The organism is Acidovorax sp. SRB_24, from assembly GCF_012931925.1.
Genome location: NZ_MWOM01000126.1, coordinates 1 through 3,959, shown reverse-complemented (window position 1 = coordinate 3,959; position 3,959 = coordinate 1). Strand labels below are relative to the sequence as shown.

Genomic DNA, 3,959 nt, shown 5'->3' with positions numbered 1-3,959 from the left:
AGCGGCCAGCGGCAGGGTGGAGGCGCCCAGGCAGGTGCCGAGCAGGGCCAGGCTGTGGCGGCGTTTCATGGCTGGTCTTTCGCAGGTTCCGGAAATCCGGCAAACAGGTGCTGGGCGATCCAGCGCGCCTCGGCCTCGCTGAGCATCGCGCTCCACGGGGCCATCGGCGTGCCGGGGCGGCCGCGGTAGATGGTGGCGACCATGGAGTCGAGCGGTTTGCCCGCCAGCGCCTCGGGGGTCAGTGCAGGGCCCAGGCCGCCCGTCAGGCGTAGGCCGTGGCACGAGCCGCAGTCCTGGCGCACCATGCGCACCAGCGCCTGCTGGCGCTCGGCGCCCGGGGGCAGGGGTGCGGGGGCCTGCGCCTGGGCGGTGCCGACCAGCAGCACCAGCGCGGCGCCCAGCCAGGCCATGCCGGTGTGCCCGCAGCGGCGGGAGGGTGCGCGGCGCGGCGCGGCGGGAAGAAGGTGCGGGGTGGCCATGGTGCAAAAATGGAAGGGAGGCAGGCTGCGCGGGTGTGCGGGCCTGACAGACTGCATCGTTACCGCAGTGGCCCCGCATGTCCTTGACGTGCGTCAAGTACGCTGGCACACGGTGTTTTGACAATCGGGTCAGCCGTCCGGCCTCCCCGATGACCCAGGAGTTTTCATGACCACCGATGTTTCTGCCGCCCCCGGCGCCCCATCCCCTGCCAACCCGGGCACCGCCGTCCCGCCCGCGCAGTGGGGCCGGGTGACGCTGGTGGGCGCCGGGCCGGGCGATGCCGAACTGCTCACGCTCAAGGCAGCGCGCGTGCTGGCCAGCGCGCGCACCGTGCTCTACGACCACCTGGTCTCGCACGACGTGCTGGCGCATGTGGCGCCCGGGGCCGAACTGATCTATGTCGGCAAGCAAAGCCGCAACCACACGTTGCCGCAGGAAGGCATCATCGAATTGATGGTGCGGCTGGCGCAGCAGGGCAAGTCGCTGGTGCGCCTCAAGGGGGGCGATCCGTACATTTTTGGCCGCGGCGGCGAAGAAGCCCAGGCCCTGGCGGCGGCCGGCATTGCCTGCGACACCGTGCCCGGCATCAGCGCCGCGCAGGGCGCTGCGGCGGCGGCCGGCATTCCGCTCACACACCGCGACCACGCCGGCATGCTGGTGTTTGCCACCGGCCACCTGCAGGGCGAGGAGGGCGAGCGCACCGTGGCGCTGGACTGGGACGCGCTGGCGCGGCCGCGCCAGACCGTGGTGATCTACATGGGCGTGGGCACCTTGCCGGTGATCTGCGCGCAGCTGGTGCGCCATGGCATGGCGGCCGAGACGCCGGCGGCGCTGATCGAGCGCGCCACGCTGCCCGAGCAGCGCACCATCGTCGGCACCCTGCAGACCCTGCCGGAACTGGCCGTGCAGCACGCCGTGCGCGCGCCCGCGCTCATCGTGATCGGCACCACGGTGTCGCTGCACGCGGTGATTGGAGCGGGTGCCGAAGGCCGGCTGCCCGTGCCTGCCGCGGCGCCGCCCGCGGCACCCGCGGCGCGGACCGGCGGGCCGCAGGCCCGGCTGCGCGCCAGCGTCGACATGGCGTGAATCAGGCCACGCCTGTGCTCGCGCCGCTCAGGCGCTGCCCAGCGGAGTGCGTGCCGGGGGCGAAAGGTCCACGCCGCGGTCCGCCCCGGCGCAGGGCACGGCGCTGCCGCCCAGGCTGCGCAGCATGCCGTGCACGATCAGCACCTGCGCCGCGTAATAGCTGGCCAGCACCCACAGCGGCGCCAGCGGCAGCGGCAGCACGAAGCGGTGGGTGGCCAGCAGCGCGTCGCTCAGCATGAAAAGGCAGGCGCCCACGGCCACGCTGCGCGCGGCCGGGCTGCGCAGCCGCTGCGCGCGGCCCAGTGCCTGGGCGGCCATGAGCGCGATCACCAGCACATAGGCGGCCACGGGGCCGCGCAGCGCGGCGGGCAGGCCGCCCAGCCACAGGCAGGCGTACGTGGCGGCGCCCGTGGCCAGCGTGGCGAGCAGCGCCGGGCGGTGCGCGAACCAGGGCACGCCCTGGCGCAGCAGCGCAAGGTACGCCAGGTGCGCGCCGAGGAAGCTCACCAGGCCGGGCAGAAAGAGGCCGCCGAACATCAGGAACACGTCGCCGGCCAGCGACAGCGCCACAGCGGCCAGCAGCAGGCCCCAGGGTTTTGGGTCAAATCGGCCTCTAGCGATTGCCTGGCAAGCGCTGAGAGCTATCCATAAGATAGCAATCGCCATGGCCAGCGGCTTGAACAGCCAGTGCCATGGCAGCAAGCCCAGGGCGCTGGTGGCGGTGGCCAGCGCGCCGGCCTCGACCACCAGCGCCTGCAGCATGCCGATGCGGCCCTGCACCACGGCGCCCAGGGCCCACTGCGCGGCCAGCAGCACGGCAAACCAGACGGCGTTGTGCGCCAGCGGCGCGCCGTCGGCCTGCCACAGAAAGACCGACACGCCGGCCAGTAGCAGCACAAACTGCGCGCCCGCGAACCAACGCGTGCGCGCGTCCATGGCCGGGTCGAAGCGCGGCAGCTGCGCGAGGTCGAACGCCGGCTTGGGAAAGCGCGCGGCCACGTCGGCGGGCCGCCATCCGGGCCGCTTGAACCACACGCGCAGCTTGTCGCTGAAGCGCCGCGCATGCCAGCTGTCGTGCGCCAGCGCCGCATAGACCTGGGCGTTGGCCCACAGCGGGTCCCAGCTGTTGAGCAGGCCGCGCGTGCCGTAGACGCAGGGCTCGCGCGCGTCTTCGGCGTGGAACGTGCCAAAGAGGCGGTCCCAGACGATGAGGATGCCGCCGTAGTTCTTGTCGAGGTAGCGGTCGTTCACGGCGTGGTGCACGCGGTGGTTGCTGGGCGCGCAGAACCAGCGGTCGAACCAGCCCAGGCGCCCGACCTGCTCGGTGTGCACCCAGAACTGGTAGAGCAGGTCGATGAGGCCGACCACCGCGAACACCAGCGGCGGCACGCCGGCCAGCGCCATCGGCAGGTAGAACACCCAGCCCAGCAGCGCGCCCGAGCTGGTCTGGCGCAGCGCAGTGGACAGGTTGTAGTCCTGGCTCTGGTGGTGCACCGCGTGCGCGGCCCACAGCACGCCGACCTCGTGGCCCATGCGGTGCAGCCAGTAATAGCAGAAATCGTAGAACAGCAGCGCCAGCAGCCAGCCCCAGGCGCTGGTCCAGAACGCGTCGTTGCGCCACAGCGCCACCTGGCTGAAGACCGCGCTGTAGAGGCCGATGCGCAGCACGCGCGTGAACACCGCGCTGGTCTGGCTCAGCATGCCCAGGCTGATGCTGCCCAGCGCGTCATTGAAGCGGTAGGTGTTGCGCCCGCGCGCGCGGCCCACCGCGAATTCGATCGCGATCAGCAGCAGGAACACCGGGGTGGCGAGAACAATGGTCTGGCTCGGGCTCATGGCCCGATTCTTGTGCCGATCAGGTCAGCGCGCCTCTGGCGTCAACCCTGATGATGCGCTCGACCGTGCCGTGCGCCAGCCCGCCGCGCACGCTGACCAGGTGGTCGTGCAGGTTCACCGTCGGGTCGCAGTGCCCCGGGATGAGCCACAGCGTGTCGCCGAGGGCCGGCAGGCGGGCCTCGGGGCTGTCCGCATACAGGATGCCGTGCTCGTCGCCCCCGTTGGCATAGCGCAGCGCCTGCGCGGACGGCAGCAGCGCCACCGTGGGCAGGCCCGAGTCGATCGCATGGCTCTTGTGCCCGGCGTCGCAGACCGCGTGGCCGGGACAGACCGAGATGACCTGGGTCTTCACGAACAGCGCATGCTCGAACGCCGGCTGGGCGCTCTCGCGCTCGTTGCGCGCGTAGTCGGCGTCCATGAACAGGAACGAACCGGCCTGCAGCTCGCCAAACACGCCGCTGGCGGCCTCGTGCGCGAGCGTGCCAGTGCCCGAGCCGGTGACCAGCGGCACGGCCAGGCCGCTGGCGGCGACCAGGTCGCGCGCGTGGCGCGCCGCC

Annotated in this window: 3 protein-coding genes and 1 pseudogene; 1 reads left to right on the top strand and 3 read right to left on the bottom strand. The window is 72.1% G+C overall.

What is annotated here, in order from left to right:
• Positions 1-65: 65 nt before the first annotated feature.
• The gene (locus B2J89_RS20830; RefSeq protein WP_169170759.1) at positions 66-410 is read right to left on the bottom strand and encodes a cytochrome c; all 345 of its coding nucleotides are present in this window, start codon (positions 408-410) and stop codon (positions 66-68) included.
• Positions 411-645: 235 nt separating this feature from the next.
• On the opposite strand from B2J89_RS20830, the gene cobA reads away from it, so the two are divergent.
• A complete protein-coding gene (cobA, locus tag B2J89_RS20825) occupies positions 646-1,566 on the top strand; it encodes a uroporphyrinogen-III C-methyltransferase (RefSeq protein WP_169170758.1) in 921 nt (306 codons plus the stop codon).
• Between the two features lie 27 nt (positions 1,567-1,593).
• Here cobA and B2J89_RS20820 read toward each other — a convergent pair whose 3' ends face one another.
• Positions 1,594-3,402: a lysoplasmalogenase family protein gene (locus B2J89_RS20820; RefSeq protein WP_169170757.1), complete on the bottom strand. Its 1,809-nt coding sequence runs from the start codon at positions 3,400-3,402 to the stop codon at positions 1,594-1,596.
• Between the two features lie 19 nt (positions 3,403-3,421).
• Positions 3,422-3,959: pseudogene (locus B2J89_RS20815) on the bottom strand (DSD1 family PLP-dependent enzyme); the annotation flags it as partial.